A 15,054-nucleotide genomic window follows, 5' to 3' on the forward strand; every position below is an offset into this window, starting at 1 on the left:
GATATGGTGGTATACTTACTAACATATGGATATGGTCTGGGCAAGCTTGTGCTTCAAGAATCTCAACTTTCTTTTCTTCGCACAATTTTCTAATTATTTGTCCTATATCTGCTCTTAATTCTTTGTATATCACTTTTCTTCTATATTTCGGTGCAAATACGATATGATATTGGCATCTGTATTTAGAATGTGCTGTATTTTTTATTTCATTTTTCATGTCAAAAACCTCCTGATTTGTTTTAGTAATGCGGTCGCCAAACCTTCATTCTAAAATTATAATCAGGAGGTTTTATATACTAAAGTATTTTATTTACCCCTAGTAGAACTAGGGGTTTTGTTAAGCTAAAGCACCCAAAGAAAAAGCAGAGGATGTTTTCACATTCTCTGCTTCATCTATGATTCTGATTTGTTCTGCTTCGGAGAGGAAGAAACTCAGCTGTGAATAAGCTCCGCCATCAGAATCTCCTCGGCCTGTGCTTTGCAGGTGTTCATCAGGCCCACCCAGCGCATCGGGTCGCTGGCTTTCAGCTGCTCCGTCGCGCCCGCGTCTTTCGCCAGCTGGGGCATCATCTGCTCCAGACGGCTCTGCGCTGTCTCGTCGATCTCGATGAGGTGCGGGTACAGCTTCTCGGTCAGCAGCAGCTGATTGTAAATCAGGGGCCGGTGTTCCTTCAGGTACGCTTTCCGCATCCTGCCGTACTTGCCCAGGGGCTTCTCCGGCTGTTCGGTCAGCTTCAGGTCGGGAATCTGATAATCTCCGTTCATCGTGTAAGTCAGGCTGTTCTCCATGTGTAACGCTCCTTTCCGCGAGTTGCTCGCGCTCATAGATCTGGATGGTGACGCCGATCTGCCGCAAAACCTGCTGGTTAATCTGGCTGACCGCCGCGCCCAACGCCCCAACCGTGGCCGGGGTATTGAAATCGAAAATCGGCATGAAGTCCTCATGCTGGAAATATTGTTCCGTATCCAGCCCACAGCGAGACATCAGGGCATAGGCGATACTGACGGTGGCGGCGGACTTAAATTGGACTTCGATGTTGTAATCATCGTACTCCGCCAGGAACGAACCGTCAACGATATAGCGGAAATCTCTCTGATGATCGTCCCAATACTCACTCGCCAGCTTTCCGGCTACATCCGTGAGCTGCTGGGCGAGATTGTCACCGGCAACGCCGTAGTTTTGCTCCAGCATGGCCGACACAGGCCCAATGTGCTGTTCTTCCAGCTGCCACAACCAGGGTGTACGGGAATGTTCACGGGTGCCGGTATCGGAAATATCGAACACATAGCGCAGGCGAAGCTTGTCGCCGGAATCGTCCACCAGGGCAATACCCTTGGAGCCACGGCGCACATACCGTCCCATTTTTTCATTCCACAGGTCATACTCGGCGCAGGCGGTGGCATCCGGGCGCTGGGCGTAAATCATCATTTGCTCGTGGAATGGGTATTTATAAAGGCGGGCGGCGGTGGTGAGAAAAGCCGTCCACTCCTTCCAGCTGCCTACAAGCTGGGTCGATACCTGTTCGGCCATCTGCCGGTAAAATTCAGCTTTGGATGGCATGGTTTTCTGTCCTCCCTTCATGTTGAATAGAAATGGGACGGCATATCAGGCCGTCCCATCAGGTCTTTATGTGTGTTTTTTACTCGTCGAAATCTGGGTACAGCTCCAGTTCGGCAAACTCGGTGTCGTTCATAGCTTGGAGTTTACCCAGGGCGCTGTCCGTCAGTTCCCGCAGCTCGGCTTCCTCCGGCGAAAGCTCACCGCGCATCTCCGTCAGAGCGTCGATCAGCCCGGTGCGGCTGCCGGTGTTGTAGATGCAAAGAAGGTTCGTTTCCTCAAAGGTGAAGTTGTTCATATCAAAGCTCCCTTTCCGCGCTCTTTTTTTGCGCTGTCTTTTTGTGTTCCGTCTTGGGCTGGCTTTTCAGCTGCTCCATTACGGACTTTTTCTTTTCCCGTTCCTCTCGATGGACGGCTGCTGCCAAGTCCATAAGAGAAATGGGCTGACCACTGCGGGCCTGTTGTTCCAGCTGGGCCACTGTCGGCTCCTTTGGGCCGTTATTGATGATACCGTCGATCATGCCGTAATCATCTTCCACCGTCATTTCCGCATTTCTCAGCGAATTTTCCGGCAAGAAACCTTGCACCTGGGTGAAACCAACACTGTCGCAGTAATGACAGGATACCTGACCATTCTGCTTGATGGCAACGATGTCACTGACGCTCATAGACGGGCTGTGAAAATCCACCGGCTTTTGCAGATTGAACTGCTCATACAGCCTTTCCAGCTGCTCCATAGTGCTGCCGGAACCGTCCAGAGGGGCGGTATAGATAAGGTCATAGTTACTCCGCTCTACGGACAGATTGTGCGATTGCAGCCAATCCAGATTCATAAAACGCACATTCTGCGGGTCATCCTTGCTCACCTGATAAATAGCAAAACAATTTCCCTCATGGGAAAGAAACGCCTGTTCCCGTTCCAACTGCCGATCCTGTCGTTCCAAAACTTTTTCGTGAAAGTCCGGGCTTTGCTCCCATTCCTCGCGGGACACAGCAAAGATACCGTCATGGGCGTCCAGGTCGGCAGTGTCAAAGGCCATTTCCGGGTTTTCACCCTCCTGGACGATATAAACGGTCAGGTCTCGCTCCATCAGCTCATAGGCTCGCTCTTTGGAGAGGGGCAGAAGGTCACCGTCCAGGTAGCCGCATTTCTCCAGATCATCCTGAGTCAGTGCCGGGTCCGGCATGGGATACTCGTCCAACGCCTGCTCCTGGGCATCCGGCAGCTGGGTGGCGGCAGCTTCTGTGGTCTGCTGGCTGACCTGTTCCTGCATCTGGTGGTAAGCCGCCTCCTGCAAAGTCTCGATCATGGACAGCGGCGCATACTTGATGGACTTGCCGCCCATCCCCAGGTCCTCGCAGATATGGCTAACCGCTGTGGAACGGCCCATATCCGGCCCGTCCAACTGGCCGCCGTCCATCTGCTTCATGGTTGCCACATCGTAGAGCGTGTAGTCCCAGCCGGTGTCGCAGGGCTGAACATGAAGGTAGCTGGTATCATCCAGCACCAACAGGGCCTCCCGGTACTCGGCGCTGGGCTGGACACTTTCGGTATTTTCCGGCTCGGTCAGCTGTTCCGGTTCAGTCATCGGCACCAGCTGATCCAAGCGTCCCATAAGCTCGGCAGCTTTTTGGGTGGTTTCATCCGGTTCATCCTCGTTCACGATATTCTGGAGCCATTCGCGTACACCGCTGGCATCTCCGCTTCGGAGTGTGGCAGTCAGTTCGTGCAGTGCGTCCTCACGGCTATCTGCATTGTTCCGATACTCATAAGGGTCATAATCGAAAGTGAACTGGTCGATGTCTGCTGCCAGCTGCTCGATAGAGTCCTGCTGCGGTTCCGTGGCGGCAGTCAGGTCAATGCCGCGCTCCTTGCAGATTTCCTTGTAGTTGCGCTCGATGTCGTTAATCAGCTCGCAGGAAGTCTTGTTGATGGTCTCCAGACTGGCCCGCAGCTCCTTCAGCTCCTTGTCCTTCGACCAGGAAGCGATGTAGCCAAAACTGTTCTCGCCGGTCTGGATGCCGAAATACTGGCAAACCGCATAAGAAATGCTCTCGGCCTCCACTTCCTCGGTGTTGCGGTTCTTGGCGGCCTGTTTCACCGCCGTCAGATCTTCCTCCACTTCCAACCGCCACTCAAACCGATTCTCGTCCACATAGCGCCAGCCTTCCTCGGCGGCGGCCTGTTCCGCCTCTGCTTCGGTGGCGAAGTCCAGACGGAAGTCATGCTTGGTGCCGCCCTCGCTCACCATCACGATCTTCCAGGTCGGCTCCGCTTCGTACTTTTTGGGGTCGTGGAGCTTACTGTGCGCGGTCTCATGGACAGCGGCGGAAACAGTCTGCACCTCGCTCATGCCTTCCCGGATGGCGATCCGCTGCTGGTCAGAGGAGAAATAGCCGTCCATGTTCTCGGCCATCGGCTCAAACTCGATGGGAACCGGAGCCGAGCGGCGCAGAGCTTCCATGAAAGCCTCATAGTGCGGCACCGTCCCGGACAGGCTGGAGGCCAGCTCTGGCAGGGGCTTTCCGTCCGTCTGGCTCACATCGAACACCTTCACCGGACGGAACATGGGGATTTCAATTTCTTTTTCCTCCATGACCGCCTTGCCATCCGCGTCCAGGATGGGTGCATGAGTATCCGGGTCGCGCTTCATTTCCTCGATCTTCTTTTTGTAGGGCGTGGGGGCAATGATGGTGATACCATGCTCACCCTTTTTCACATGGCGCTCAAACTGATTTTTCCACTTGTTGAACCCGGCCACCAGGGTGGCGTCCGGGCGCTGCATATAGATGAGCATGGTGTTGTTGACGGAGTAGCGGTGGAACTTGGACATGACGGACAGATAGCGCATATACTTCTCGCTCTCAAACAGTTCCTTGATACCCTGTTCAATGCCCGCTGTGATCTCTTGTAACCGTTCTCGATTGGTGGTCTTATCAGCCATGAATTTCACTCTCCTTTCCAATTTGGCTATTTCTGATTGATGTTCGGCAATCCACAGCTTTTGCTCCTCCGGGCTGTTCTCCAGAAAAAAATCCAGCAGATAGCCCACATAGTCCTTTTTCTGGATTGCCTCCATGAATCGGGGATGTGGATTTTCCTCCGGTGTTTTGGGTGTGTAGTCCGTTTCCCACTTGCGGAGCAAATGAAAGTAGTCGGCCAGGACACGAAAGGCATGGTCTCGGTCCTCCTTGAATTTCTGCGCCTCGGATTTCTGGCGGACATGGCGTCGCCGGGGAGGGGCCTGACTGTCATAAGCCAGGCCAAAATCCTGGGCCAGCTTCTCGGCGGCCTCTTTGGGGGACAGATTGTAGAGCCTCGCTGTGAAGTCAATCACATCGCCGGTGGCTCCGCAGCCAAAGCAATAAAAATATTCCTCGTTCAGCTTCATGCTGGGATTTTTGTCATCGTGGAAGGGACAACAGGCCATGCCGCTCCGGTTGACCTCGATTCCGTACATCTGCGCTGCTTCTCGGACGGTGATGGACTGCTTGACAGCCTCAAAGACACTTTCAGCCATGCTTACTCATTGCCTTTCTTGGGGGTGGGCGGCCTGTATCCGGCAGCCTTGGCCAGTTCACTGGCTGCCTTACGGCGCTCGGCGCTGTAAGGTTCCCGGACGGACACACAGCGTTTGGGAACGAGAAAGGTCTGGCGGTCCTTTTTCACAATCTGGTCCGGGTATTTCTCTGCCAGTCGCCGCAGCTTCTCCAGCAGCCGGGGGTCATGGGTATAGACCTCGGCGGTGGCTTCGGCCTGGTTGTAGAGGATGATGGTTTCCTGTTCATAGCGTGAGAGCTTCATCGTTTGCCACCTTTCTGCTGGTCAAACTCCAGCTTGAAGTTGGCGTACTGCCCATCATCCGCCAACACCACAGTGGCATCGTAGGTCTTGCCGGTTTTCTCGGAGTACAAGCCCCTCACATGAGCGCGGCCATCTTTGAGCAGTGCCGTTACGATGGCTTTGGTAGGTTGCTTGTGCTTCATCTCCCACCACTTGTTGTTTTTCCAAATTGCAAATTTGCAAGATTCTGTCTGACAGAAGAAGCCTTTTTGCATTTCTGCAACCTCTCCGCCACAGCGGGGGCATTTGCCCACCACTTCGTGGGAAGGGCTGAACAAATACTCCGTTCCCTTGATAGCTTGATAGGTTCCCACAAGTTCTTTGAGCATGGCACTAATCCCAGCCATGAAATCCTCCGGGGCCAGCTCGCCACGCTCGATCTCACCCAGCCGGTACTCCCACTCAGCAGTCAGAAGGGGCGATTGCAGCTGCTCCGGCAACACGGTGATAAGGGATACCGCGTCATGGGATGGCATGAGCTGCACGGTTTTCTTGCTCTTTTTGCGCTCCAAAAAGCCGGTGGAAACCAGCTTTTCCAGAATCCCGGCGCGGGTGGCCGGGGTCCCCAGGCCCTTGCGCTCGGCATCCTCCGGCATATCGTCCTTCCCGGCAGTCTCCATTGCGGAGAGTAGCGTATCTTCGGTGAAGTGCTTGGGCGGGGTGGTCTTGCCCTCCTTGACGGTAGCACCAGAAAGGGGCAGCGTCTGACCTTCAGACAGCTCAGGCAGAGCCTTGTCCTCGGGTTCTTTGTCCTGCTCCACATTCTTCAGCCCTGCGCGATAGGCAGCGTCCAGCGCCCGCCAGCCGTAATTTTTCACTGTGCGGCCTTTGGCAGTAAACTCCGCTCCGGCGCACTCGACAACAACGGCGGTTTCCGCAAAGGTATAGGGCTGGGCCACGGCGCACAGCAGGCGCAGAGCCACCAACTCCAGCACCGCCTTTTCGCCCACCGGCAGGCCGGACAGGTCCGCGCCCTGGAGGTTGCGGGTAGGGATCACTGCATGATGGTCGGTCACTTTCTTGTCGTTGACAATCTGGGCGGCATTGCAGGCAATCTCCATGCCATTGGAAAAGGGCATCGCCCCGGCAGTGAGCTGGACCAGCTCCGGTAGACTCGCCGCCATATCCGAAGTCAGATAGCGGCTGTCCGTCCGAGGGTAGGTACAGAGCTTCTTTTCATACAAATTTTGCAGGTAGTCCAGGGTTTGCTGGGCGGTGAACCCCAGCAGCCGGTTGGCGTCCCGTTGGAGGGTGGTCAGGTCATAGAGGGCGGGCGGCTTCTCGGATTTGTTTTTGCGCCCCACTTTTTTCACTGTGGCAGCCGCACCTTGGCAGGCCGTTTTCAGCTGTTGGGCGGCAGCCTTGTCTGCCATGCGCTCCCCGGAAACGGTGAAACCGGGCAGCTCCAGTGTGACCGTGTAGAATGGCACCGGCTTGAAGGTGTCGATCTCGGCTTCTCGCTGGACAATGAGGGCCAGCGTCGGGGACATGACACGTCCGATGTTGAGGGTCCGGTGGTACAGCACGGAAAACAGCCGGGTGGCATTGATACCCACCAGCCAGTCCGCTTTGGCGCGGCAGAGGGCCGCATCCCGCAGGCCGTCATAGTCTGCACCGGGGCGCAGGTTTGCAAAGCCCTCCCGGATGGCGGAATCCTCCATTGAGGAAATCCAGAGCCGCTTCATGGGCTTCTGGCAGCCCGCCAGCTCATAGACGCTGCGGAAGATCAGCTCCCCCTCGCGTCCGGCGTCGCAGGCGTTTACCACTTCGGTCACATCCGGGGCGTTCATCAGCTGCTTCAGCACATCAAACTGTTTCTTCTTGTCCTTGCTCACCACCATCTGCCAGGGTTCCGGCAGAATGGGCAGATCGTCATAGCGCCACTTGGCGTAGTCCGGGTTATAAGCGTCGGCGTCGGCCAGACCAGCCAGATGGCCCACACACCAGCTGACCCGCCAGCCGCCGCCCTCCAGATAGCCGTCCTTGCGGGCGGTGGCCCCAATCACGGCGGCCAGACTTTGGGCAACGGACGGTTTCTCAGCGATCACCAGCTTCATGGTTTTTCATCCTCCTTTCCCGCAGCCATGCGGTCAGCTGCCGGTGGCAGAATCCCACGCAGGGCTGACCGTCACGGTAATTTCCGCAGCCATAACAGGGGTGGCCGGGAGATAAAGTAGGAGGACGGGAAGTTTCCTTCCCGCCCTCCGGCCTGCGTGTCATCATGCGTTCATAGGGGCTGTCGGTGAAGCGGGTCAAACCGTCTTGTCCTCGCTTTCCTCGTCGCCGCCCCCGTCAGCGTCCGGCTCGTCAGATTCCTCGGTCTCCCAGGAGTCCTCGTCCTCCTGATCGGTATCATCCTCGCCGTAGTCATAATCGTCCAAATTGTCGTTGCCCTTGGTCTTGGGTCTGCTTTTTACCAGCTTAAAGTAGGCAAAAGCGCCGCCGCCACCCATCAGAGCCAGCACCGCCAAAAGAATGGCCGGATTCAGTCCTGCGGGTTTCTGCGCCGGTTCTTCCGGTTCCGGGGTTTCTTCCGGGGTCTCCGGTTCCGGCTCCTTACCCGTGCAGGCGCTCATATTGGTGGCACACACCGGGCAGGCCGTATTCACCGCACCGGCCACACATTTCTCCGTACAGGTACAGGTGGCGGGCTGCTCCTGGGTGGTCTGACCGTCCTCCATCAGCGCCATCAGGTCCGCCTCGTCCACCTGGTTTAAGAAGTGGACAGCGGTTTCCTTGTCCTCGTTGGCCCGGTCAATGAGGATGTAGAAGTAGTTGCCTGCCTTGGTGGTGACGGTGATGAGCTGCTTGTTGTCGCCGAAATCATCCACCAGGGCGGCGTTGCCATCCGGGGTCAGGGCCGGACTGTCCTCGGTTTCCTCCACGACCACATTGCTGTCGTTGGTGGCATCCTCCGCCGGAAGTTCTTCCGTTCCCTGGGCAAAGGCAGTCACGGAAAGGCCCATCATCAGCACCAGGGCGGCGCAGAGGGCCGAAAGGGTTTTGAAAATTTTCTTATTCTTCATGGTCGGTATCCTCCTGTTCGTTGTAGTTGGCGGAGGCAGCGGCCATGCCAGGGACCGTACCACCGGAGAGCATGGCGTTCAGCTGCTCCGGGGTCAGCCGCAGGGCGCGCACCATCTGAACGATTTCCAGGTTCTCCGCCTCGGTTTTCTGCGCCTCCAGGGTTTTCAGCTTGTCCTGGTACTCCGCGATCTTCTCGCGGACCTTGGCAATCTCCTGGTCAATGCGCTGGATTTTGTTCTTAGCCATTTCAATCACTCCTTTTCTCATAAATCGGCCTTACCAGTTCATCAGGCCGTAGCCCTTGATGCACTCGTAGGACAGGGAATAACTCTTGATCTTGCAGGCGTCGCCAGAATTGCCCTCCACGGTGTAGACCCGGCTGCCGTCTGTGCCGACCACAAGGCCCACATGGTCGGCGCTGCCATCCAGGTCCCAGTCAAAGAAGATGGCGTCGCCGGGGGCGATATTGGCGTAATCACGCCCGCCCCATTGTCCGTGAGACTGGAACCACGGAATACCCTGGGACTGGCAGGCGGCAAAGCGCGGCTCGGACAGCCCCATCTGGCCGTAGCACCAGGACACGAAGCAGGCGCACCATTCCACACGGGAATTGAAGCCGTACCAGCTCCAGTAGGGCTGACCGCCCACATTGCCCACCTGACTTTTGGCTATGTCCACCACGGCCTGATTGCCGGGGCGGGTGCCGTTGACGAATACCACGCCGGTCAGGTCCTCGGAGTTGCTCGTATCCGGGGAGCCGCCGCCGAAGATCAGCGGCTTGTTGCCCAGCGTCTGCCGGTACACCTGGTACATTTCCAGCTGTTCCGGGGTTAGCAGCTCCGAAGCCACGGAAGATATGGGCTTGCTGGTGAGCTTCACATTCAGAATGTAATACTCATACGGGACTTCCTCGGTGGTCGTCTCGCCGGTCACGGGGTCCGTGGAAGTTTCGGTGCGGTATCGTATCTCCACTTCCTCGGTAAGCGTCAGTTCATACTGTGCGTCGAACACGCGCTCCAGCTCGGCCTGGGCGCTCTGCCGGGTATAGCCTTGCAGCACGGCGGACAGGTAGGCTGCCAGCTCATGGGGGTCATGCCCGATCATATCCAGGTCATAGCGGTACTCGTCATACCCCGGATGGCTGCTTTCGATGTTGTCGATCTCGGCTTGCAGCGCCGTTTCTTTGGCAGCGTAGTCGGCCTCCACCGCCACCAGCTCAGGATCATCCGACGGGTAGGTGGTGCCGGACACCACGGAACCGATACTCTGCGCCATCATGGAGCAGGAGGACATGGTGTTGAGCAGCATACAGACCAGCAGGAAGATCGCACCCGCAATCAAAAAGCCCTTTTTGTGGCGCATGACGAATGCCCCGGCCTCCTGTGCCTTTTCCTTGACCGTCTTGGCGGCCTTGCCGGTCTTTTGGGCTGTGCTTGCGGTATTCCCGGCAGCTTGACCGGCGCGCTTGGCGGCAGCGTATTCCTTTTTGATGGCCTGTTTCTGCTGCCAGCGGGAGATGGGGTTGCTGGCAAGCTGGGGATTTTCCCGCAGGGACTTCTGATACAAGGCGTTCACATTGGCCTTCTCCAGCTTCTGCTCGGCCTGGGCCGCCTTGCGGTAGGGCTTCAACTTGTGGCTGCGGTAGCCTTCCCGTGCAAGCCTAACGCCGGTCTCGGCAGCCTCCTCGGACTTGTGGGCGCTCTCCACGCCCACATTGTCCTGTTCGGTCTCCCGGATTTCCTTGTGGAGCTTCCCCAGAGCGGCATTGGCGGGGGTATCCCGCACCGCATGGGACAATTTGGAGGGCGGCTTCTTCTTGTCCTCCAGCACCAGCTTGGTGGTCACTTTGCCGGTCTCCGGGTCCACCGTCTTTTGCCGGACCTGCTTTTTGGGGATTTTGGCCTGCGCCTTGTCTGCTTTGGCGGCGGCCTTGTCCGCCTTACGGATGGGCTTCTCCAGAGCCGGGTCAGCCCGTTCCTCGTCCGTAAAGCGCAGGCGCGGTTCCTTATTCAAACCATTCCCCCAACATGAGGGAGGCCGTCATGTAGCGCAGCTCCACATAGACGGCCAGCCCCACAGGGTCACGGGAGGGGTGCTGAAGCAGATGGGCGTAGATCTGCGCCACCACATTGGCCAGCAGCTCGGACTGCCCGCCCTCGAAGATGACGATGGCCGGGACGCCGTTCATGGCGCACCAGATTTCCGTCAGGCGCAGCAGGCCCGCTTCGCCGTCCTCGTTCAGCTCCGCAGCCTGATCCGCCGCCGTGCGGGTCTCGCTGACGGCATCGGCCAGCTCGGTGAGCAGCTGGGTGCGCTCACCCTCCAGGGCATCGTCAAAAAACATCATGGTATTCAGTTCGGTGTTGGGTTTCATGGTCATTCATCCTCCTTTTTCAGTTCCTGGGGTTTGGTGGTCATAATGCGGTACAGCTCGGTGTTCTTGGGGAAATGGTCCACGAAAGGCAGGATCGTGGAGCCATAGAACAGCAGGCCCTCGCCCTCGCTGGAGTGGGTCACATAGGAAAGCTGGTGAGGGGAAATGCCCAGCTGCTTGGCGAGAATCTGCCGGTCCCCGCCCGCCTGGTTGAGCATATACACGAAGTCGGAGTTCTCAAAGATGTTCTCCACCTCGCGGGAAGAAAGCAAGTCTTTGACATTCTGCGTGATGCCGGTGGGGATGCCGCCCCATTTTCTGAACCGCTTCCAAATCTCCACCGTGTAGGCGGCGGTCTGTTCCTCTTTCAGCAGCAGGTGCATCTCGTCGATGTAGTAACGGGTGGATTTGTGGGCAGCACGGTTGATGGTAACGCGGTTCCACACTTGGTCCTGGACCACCAGCATACCGATCTTTTTCAGCTGCTTGCCCAGCTCCTTGATGTCGTAGCAGACGATACGGTTGTTGATGTCCACATTGCTCTGATGGTTAAACACATTGAGGGAGCCGGTCACATAGATTTCCAGCGCCGTGGCGATGTACTGCGCCTCTTTCTCGTCCTGCGCCCGCAGCAGGTTGTAGAGGTCCTCCAGGATGGGCATATTCTCCGGGCGGGGGTCATTGAGATAGTCCTGATACACCAGCCGCACACAGCGGTCAATGATGGTTTTCTGAACCGGCTGCAAGCCCTCTTTGCCGCCTACGATCAGCTCGCACAGAGACAGGATGAAGTCGGACTTGAGAGACAGCGGACTTTCATCGTCCGAGTAGTCCAGGTTCAAATCCATAGGGTTAATGTAATTGCTGCTGGTGGGCGAAATCTTGATGACCTGCCCATGCAGGCGCTCCACCAAGGGCGCGTACTCGGCCTCCGGGTCGCAGATAATGATGTCATCATTGGTGAGCAGGAAACAGTTGGCGATCTCGCGCTTGGCGCTGAAGGACTTGCCGGAACCAGGGGTGCCGAGAATCAGTCCATTGGGGTTTTTCAGCAGCTTGCGGTCCACCATGATGAGGTTGTTGGACAGGGCGTTGATACCGTAGTACAGCGCCTCTTTGCCGTTCTGGAAAAGCTCCTGGGTGGTGAACGGAACAAAGATAGCCGTGGAACTGGTGGTCAGCCCCCGCTGAATCTCGATCTGATTGAGGCCCAAGGGCAGCGCAGACATCAGCCCTTCTTCCTGCTGGAAGTCAAGCCTTGTCAGCTGGCAGTTGTACTTCTGTGCGATGGAACTGGCCTGGAACACATTGTTGCCCAGCTGCCGGGGATTGTCCGCCGTGTTCAGCACCAGGAAGGTCACAAGGAACATTCGCTCGTTTCGGCTCTGCAAATCCTGCAAGAGCTTCTTGGCCTCGGCACCGTAGGTGGCAAGGTCGGAGGGAATGATGTCCATGTCATATCCGGCGCGGACGGCTTTTTTCTGTTCCTCAATTTTGGATTTATCCAGGTCGGTGATTTTCCGCTTGACCGTCTTGATGGCCTTGATCTGATCTACGGACTGGATATGCAGGCTGACGATCAGAGAGCTTTCCATATCCAGAAAATCCGCCAGCATCCGGTCATTCAGCTCCGGGGCGAGGATCTGCAAAAAAGAAACAGCCCCGTATTTTTTACCCATACGGAACTGTTTGCCGGTGCGGAACTCGAAGCCGGACGGCGCGATGAAATCCTTGGTGGACAGACCGGACGGAGCCAGCCAGTCCCATTCAAAGCGGAACGGCACCTGTTCATCCATGTGGAAAATGCCGTGAAGCTGTGCCAGCCGCGCCTTGCCGTCCAGGGTCTCGGCGGCCACGCCCAGGCGTTTGAAGTTGTTGAGAATGTCGGTCTCAATGCGCTCCAGACGGGGCTTGGCGGCCTTGAGGCTGTCGGCGTCGATGCCGAAAGTCAGGTACTTGGTCTTGATAAGACCGTTGTTGCCTCTTGCCAGCTGGTTTTGCAGCATGGTGGTGTACTCCACCCGGATGCTGTCAAAATCATCCCCCTGGAGAGGAATGTTGATGGCGCGGGCAAAGGTCTCCTCAGAGGCTGCCAGGTTCAAAAAGGACAGCTGGAACTGAATGGAGCTGTCGAAGTAGTTGAGGAAATCGCACCAGCCCTCGAAGATCGCTGTCTTGTCCTCGTTCTGCGAGAGCTGATAGTTGATGTCCTGGAATTGGATGGTCTTTGTGTAGTGGCTGCCTGCCACACGGCAGATGCCGTCCGGCCACATCCGTTCATAGGGGATACTGTCCTGAGCCGATTTTTTCTTTTTGTCTGTGCGATTGGCACGGGCAATGGCAGCCTCGATCTGCTTTCTGTCGGCGCGGGACAGCTTTTTCATCTTTTTCTGATTAACCGGCTGCGCGGTCTTTTCGTCTTTTCCGAACAGCCGGTGCAGCCAGCTTTTGATTACCGTGAACAATGTCATACACCTCCTTGTCGAGTTTTTCCTGCCGTTCCAAAACGGCATAGAAGTTGTTGGTCTGATACGGGCGCTCCTTGGGCCGGATGACGGCCACCTTGATGATATTGCCCACGATCTTTTCCAGGGGCTGACCGTGTTTTTCATACATCGCCAGCATGAAGAAGGGCAGCATGACCAGCATCATACACATGGCAGCCACGCTGTTTCCCACAGGCCCCCGGAGCAGGAAGAAAAGCGGTACGCCGATCAGCGCACCGCCGCCGAAGCAGACAAGCTGCCTCTTGGTTAAGTTGAACGCGACCTTGGTTTTGACTTTCGTAAGATCCTTGGGTACAGGTACATAAGCCAAAGGGATTACCTCCTTCCTGGTTAATGTGCATTGAAAACGGATTTTGCGAGGCTGCCGGTCTTAAAGAGCGTAAAGCACAACAGGACCGTATAGCCCACGCAGCTCCAGATGGCCATAATGATGTCGGATTCGGTGGCAATACTCTGCACCAGCACGGCGTAGATCGCCACACAGACGATGATGAGAAATGCCTGGAAGCCCAGGGCGATCAACGAGCGCAGATAGTTCTGGCCCATACCGCCCCATTCCTTGCCCATCATGGTGGCCATAGGGATGGGAGCCACCGAGGTCACAAGGTAAATCTCAATCATACGGCCATAAATCACGATAAAGATACAAATGTAAAGCGCCCACATGGTAATGCCGATAAAGAGCGACTGGAACCACAGGCCGAACAGCGGCCCCAGGTCCATATCCATCAGCCGGGACTCCATATCGGTCATGACAGAGGAGATGTCGATGGAAGCGTCGGAACCGATGATGCCCGCCGCCTGCGCCACCACACTTTGAGCTGCGTCAAACACGCCCATCACGATGTTCCAGGTGTTTGAGACGATGAGGATGGCAGCGGCAGATTTGAACACCCATTTGAAGATCATCCAGGTGTCCACATCATGCAGGTTGTTCTTGTCGGTAATCATCTGAATCAGCTCCAGCGTCATCACGATAGCCAGGATCACGCCAGCAATCGGCACCATGATGGAGTTGGAGAGATTTTGGATCATGCTGAAAATACTCCCGTTCCAGCCCTGAGGGGTCTGGCCCACCTGTGTCGCAATGTCTGCGACCTGCTGGTTCACGCTATCGAACATCCCCGATAAGTTGCTCATAATGCCGCCTACCAACATTTCCTTGAGCCAGTCAGTAAGGGCATCGAGTAAGAAATCCATACGGTGTCAACCTCCTTTCAGCCGCCCCCGCTTGGGGGCAGGGGCGGCAAGGATTTCTTATGACAGCTTAACGACGGGAGCGATCAGACGGTGAACAGGCTGGAGAGCAGGGGTACGAGGACCATGCCGACCACGGCGACGCCAGCGCCAGCCATGAGCTGCTTCATGCCCTGGGACTTTGCTTATGTGTGATAAAGAAGTAATAGAAGTGCAAAAAATTTTGCCGTTCCTATCCGGCACTTGGCCATTGTGTCGGATAGGTCGGGCGTTAGGCTTCGGGCAAGTCAATCTTGCCGACAAAGCTGTAATAAATCTCAATGTCCTGCCTGCGGATGCCGTTCTCGTCATAGCTGCACTCATGCACGACGATTTTCTCAATCATCTCCCGCAAGAGGGTGGGGGTCAATTCCTCAAAGGCAAGGTGCTTTCGGACGATACCCATAAACTTTTCCGCATTGACGGTGGCGGCCTGCGACTTGGAAAGTTCCTCCTGCAAAGCGGCGGCGCGGTCTTTCAGTTCCCGCTGTTCCTGCTCATAGTCTGC

General features: G+C 56.3%; 16 protein-coding genes and 2 pseudogenes. 1 reads left to right on the plus strand and 17 read right to left on the minus strand.

What is annotated here, in order from left to right:
• Together tnpA and BUB35_RS15270 are read right to left on the minus strand one after the other, a co-directional pair.
• A partial coding sequence (gene tnpA, locus BUB35_RS15265; protein ID WP_143158963.1) for an IS200/IS605 family transposase occupies window positions 1–217 on the minus strand: 217 nt, incomplete at its 3' end.
• A 215-nt stretch (window positions 218–432) separates the two neighbouring features.
• A complete protein-coding gene (locus BUB35_RS15270; RefSeq protein WP_072853158.1) occupies window positions 433–789 on the minus strand; it encodes a TnpV protein in 357 nt (118 codons plus the stop codon).
• On the opposite strand from BUB35_RS15270, the gene BUB35_RS15275 reads away from it, so the two are divergent.
• Complete coding sequence (locus tag BUB35_RS15275) at window positions 788–1,591, plus strand: hypothetical protein (protein ID WP_072853160.1); 804 nt, start codon at window positions 788–790, stop codon at window positions 1,589–1,591. The two genes, BUB35_RS15270 and BUB35_RS15275, sit on opposite strands and share 2 nt — an antisense overlap.
• 49 nt (window positions 1,592–1,640) lie before the next feature.
• Here the strand turns inward: BUB35_RS15275 and BUB35_RS15280 are convergent, their stop codons facing one another.
• From BUB35_RS15280 to BUB35_RS15345, 15 genes and pseudogenes are all read right to left on the minus strand, one after another.
• The gene (locus BUB35_RS15280; protein ID WP_002588921.1) at window positions 1,641–1,856 is read right to left on the minus strand and encodes a transposon-transfer assisting family protein; all 216 of its coding nucleotides are present in this window, start codon (window positions 1,854–1,856) and stop codon (window positions 1,641–1,643) included.
• 1 nt (window position 1,857) lies between these two features.
• The gene (locus BUB35_RS20360; RefSeq protein ID WP_416385621.1) at window positions 1,858–2,391 is read right to left on the minus strand and encodes a YodL domain-containing protein; all 534 of its coding nucleotides are present in this window, start codon (window positions 2,389–2,391) and stop codon (window positions 1,858–1,860) included.
• A gap of 26 nt (window positions 2,392–2,417) precedes the next feature.
• Window positions 2,418–5,079 (minus strand): annotated as a pseudogene (locus BUB35_RS15285) (LPD16 domain-containing protein); the annotation flags it as partial.
• Window positions 5,080–5,081: 2 nt separating this feature from the next.
• Complete coding sequence (locus tag BUB35_RS15290) at window positions 5,082–5,363, minus strand: hypothetical protein (RefSeq protein ID WP_002588923.1); 282 nt, start codon at window positions 5,361–5,363, stop codon at window positions 5,082–5,084.
• Window positions 5,360–7,459 carry a type IA DNA topoisomerase gene (locus tag BUB35_RS15295; protein WP_002588924.1) on the minus strand — a complete coding sequence of 700 codons (2,100 nt, stop codon included), beginning with the start codon at window positions 7,457–7,459 and terminating at the stop codon, window positions 5,360–5,362. Before BUB35_RS15295 ends, BUB35_RS15290 begins: the two co-directional genes overlap by 4 nt.
• A complete protein-coding gene (locus BUB35_RS15300) occupies window positions 7,440–7,658 on the minus strand; it encodes a hypothetical protein (protein ID WP_038270835.1) in 219 nt (72 codons plus the stop codon). Before BUB35_RS15300 ends, BUB35_RS15295 begins: the two co-directional genes overlap by 20 nt.
• Window positions 7,655–8,428, minus strand: a complete 774-nt coding sequence (locus BUB35_RS15305) for a DUF4366 domain-containing protein (RefSeq protein WP_002588925.1) — start codon at window positions 8,426–8,428, stop codon at window positions 7,655–7,657. Before BUB35_RS15305 ends, BUB35_RS15300 begins: the two co-directional genes overlap by 4 nt.
• Window positions 8,418–8,675 carry a DUF4315 family protein gene (locus BUB35_RS15310; protein ID WP_002588926.1) on the minus strand — a complete coding sequence of 86 codons (258 nt, stop codon included), beginning with the start codon at window positions 8,673–8,675 and terminating at the stop codon, window positions 8,418–8,420. The genes BUB35_RS15305 and BUB35_RS15310 overlap by 11 nt, the downstream gene beginning before the upstream one ends.
• 30 nt (window positions 8,676–8,705) lie before the next feature.
• The gene (locus tag BUB35_RS15315) at window positions 8,706–10,442 is read right to left on the minus strand and encodes a CD1108 family mobile element protein (RefSeq protein ID WP_072853162.1); all 1,737 of its coding nucleotides are present in this window, start codon (window positions 10,440–10,442) and stop codon (window positions 8,706–8,708) included.
• Window positions 10,435–10,809, minus strand: coding sequence for a DUF3851 family protein (locus BUB35_RS15320; RefSeq protein ID WP_033126285.1), 375 nt, complete (start codon window positions 10,807–10,809; stop codon window positions 10,435–10,437). The genes BUB35_RS15315 and BUB35_RS15320 overlap by 8 nt, the downstream gene beginning before the upstream one ends.
• The gene (locus tag BUB35_RS15325) at window positions 10,806–13,187 is read right to left on the minus strand and encodes a VirB4-like conjugal transfer ATPase, CD1110 family (protein WP_072853165.1); all 2,382 of its coding nucleotides are present in this window, start codon (window positions 13,185–13,187) and stop codon (window positions 10,806–10,808) included. The genes BUB35_RS15320 and BUB35_RS15325 overlap by 4 nt, the downstream gene beginning before the upstream one ends.
• 10 nt (window positions 13,188–13,197) lie before the next feature.
• Complete coding sequence (locus BUB35_RS15330; protein ID WP_002578789.1) at window positions 13,198–13,620, minus strand: PrgI family protein; 423 nt, start codon at window positions 13,618–13,620, stop codon at window positions 13,198–13,200.
• Window positions 13,621–13,640: 20 nt separating this feature from the next.
• Entirely contained in the window at window positions 13,641–14,510 is an 870-nt protein-coding gene (locus BUB35_RS15335; protein ID WP_002578790.1) for a VirB6/TrbL-like conjugal transfer protein, CD1112 family, read from the minus strand.
• Between the two features lie 83 nt (window positions 14,511–14,593).
• A pseudogene (locus tag BUB35_RS19995) lies at window positions 14,594–14,692 on the minus strand (Maff2 family mobile element protein); the annotation flags it as partial.
• Between the two features lie 86 nt (window positions 14,693–14,778).
• The coding region (locus BUB35_RS15345) for a DUF4368 domain-containing protein (RefSeq protein ID WP_143185474.1) at window positions 14,779–15,054 on the minus strand (276 nt) is incomplete at its 5' end.

Source organism: Anaerotignum lactatifermentans DSM 14214 (assembly GCF_900142265.1).
GTDB classification, from domain to species: Bacteria; Bacillota; Clostridia; order Lachnospirales; family Anaerotignaceae; genus Anaerotignum; species Anaerotignum lactatifermentans.

Excerpts from the sequence above, each read along its gene's own strand:
- BUB35_RS15275 (WP_072853160.1), top strand. The coding sequence starts at position 788 with ATGTGTAACGCTCCTTTCCGCGAGTTGCTCGCGCTCATAGATCTGGAT.
- BUB35_RS15270 (WP_072853158.1), bottom strand. The coding sequence starts at position 789 with ATGGAGAACAGCCTGACTTACACGATGAACGGAGATTATCAGATTCCC.
- BUB35_RS15280 (WP_002588921.1), bottom strand. The coding sequence starts at position 1,856 with ATGAACAACTTCACCTTTGAGGAAACGAACCTTCTTTGCATCTACAAC.
- BUB35_RS20360 (WP_416385621.1), bottom strand. The coding sequence starts at position 2,391 with ATGAATCTGGATTGGCTGCAATCGCACAATCTGTCCGTAGAGCGGAGT.
- BUB35_RS15290 (WP_002588923.1), bottom strand. The coding sequence starts at position 5,363 with ATGAAGCTCTCACGCTATGAACAGGAAACCATCATCCTCTACAACCAG.
- BUB35_RS15295 (WP_002588924.1), bottom strand. The coding sequence starts at position 7,459 with ATGAAGCTGGTGATCGCTGAGAAACCGTCCGTTGCCCAAAGTCTGGCC.
- BUB35_RS15305 (WP_002588925.1), bottom strand. The coding sequence starts at position 8,428 with ATGAAGAATAAGAAAATTTTCAAAACCCTTTCGGCCCTCTGCGCCGCC.
- BUB35_RS15310 (WP_002588926.1), bottom strand. The coding sequence starts at position 8,675 with ATGGCTAAGAACAAAATCCAGCGCATTGACCAGGAGATTGCCAAGGTC.
- BUB35_RS15320 (WP_033126285.1), bottom strand. The coding sequence starts at position 10,809 with ATGACCATGAAACCCAACACCGAACTGAATACCATGATGTTTTTTGAC.
- BUB35_RS15325 (WP_072853165.1), bottom strand. The coding sequence starts at position 13,187 with ATGAAAAAGCTGTCCCGCGCCGACAGAAAGCAGATCGAGGCTGCCATT.
- BUB35_RS15335 (WP_002578790.1), bottom strand. The coding sequence starts at position 14,510 with ATGGATTTCTTACTCGATGCCCTTACTGACTGGCTCAAGGAAATGTTG.